The sequence below is a fragment of the Methylobacterium sp. Leaf89 genome (assembly GCF_001422215.1).
In the GTDB taxonomy this organism is placed as follows: Bacteria; Pseudomonadota; Alphaproteobacteria; order Rhizobiales; family Beijerinckiaceae; genus Methylobacterium.
This window is the reverse complement of the sequence record NZ_LMML01000014.1, coordinates 1-1,059: the sequence shown is the minus strand read 5'-3', so window position 1 is coordinate 1,059 and position 1,059 is coordinate 1. Positions and strand designations below refer to the sequence as shown.

Here is a 1,059-nt window from a genome sequence, read left to right as displayed (position 1 = left end):
TCCTTGCCGCCGCTGCCGTCGAGGATGTTGGCGGCGCTGTTGCCGATCAGGATGTTGGACTGGAAGTTGCCCGTCCCGTTGATGGCGTCGGTGCCCGTCAGCGTCAGGGTCTCCAGGTTGCCCTGCAGCTTGAACGTCACGGAGGCCAGGACCGTGTCGGTGCCTTCCCCGGCCAGTTCGATCACCCGTTCGGTCGGGCTGTCGACGATGTAGGTGTCGTCGCCCGTGCCGCCGGAGAGGGTGTCGTTGCCGGTGCCGCCATCGAGCGTGTCGTTGCCGGCCCCGCCGGAGAGGGTGTCGTTGCCGGCGCCCCCGGAGAGATGATTGTCCCCCGCGTTGCCGGTCAGCACGTTGGCCAGAGCATTGCCGGTGCCGTCGATGTCGGACGAGCCGGTCAGGATCAGGGTCTCGACCCCGCTGCCCAGGGTGTACGAGAGCGAGGCCTCGACCGTGTCGGTGCCCTGATTGGCCAGTTCGATGACGGAGTCGCCGGCATTGTCCACGACATAGGTGTCGTTGCCGGTGCCGCCCGCCATGGTGTCGGTGCCGAGGCCGCCGTCGAGGCGGTCGTTGCCGGCACCACCGTAGAGCTGGTTGTTGCCCGTGTTGCCGATGAGGATGTTGTCGAGGTCGTTGCCGGTGCCCTTGAGATCGGCCGTGCCGGTCAAGGTCAGGGTCTCGACATGGGCGCCGAGGTCGTAGCTGATCGACGCCAGAACGGTGTCGATGCCTTCCCTGGCGGCCTCGATGACCCCGTCACCGCGCGCGTTGACGACGTAGGTGTCGTCGCCGCTGCCGCCGACCATGGTGTCGTTGCCGACGCCGCCGTCGAGGATGTCGTTGCCCCCAAGACCGACGAGCCGATCATCGCCGGCCCCCCCCGACAGGGTGTTGGCAGCCTCGTTGCCGGTGAGGATGTTGGCGAGCGTGTTGCCGGTGGCGTCGATGGTGCCCGTGCCCGTGAGCGTCAGGTTCTCGACGTTGGCGGTGAGCGCGTAGGAGATCGCGGCGCGGACGGTGTCGGTGCCCTGGTTGGTGTACTCGATGACGGTGTCGCCG

General features: G+C 67.8%; 1 protein-coding gene. It reads right to left on the bottom strand.

The window, feature by feature from the left end:
• Positions 1–1,059: calcium-binding protein (locus ASF18_RS08020; protein ID WP_162239164.1), on the bottom strand; the 1,059-nt coding region annotated here is incomplete at both ends.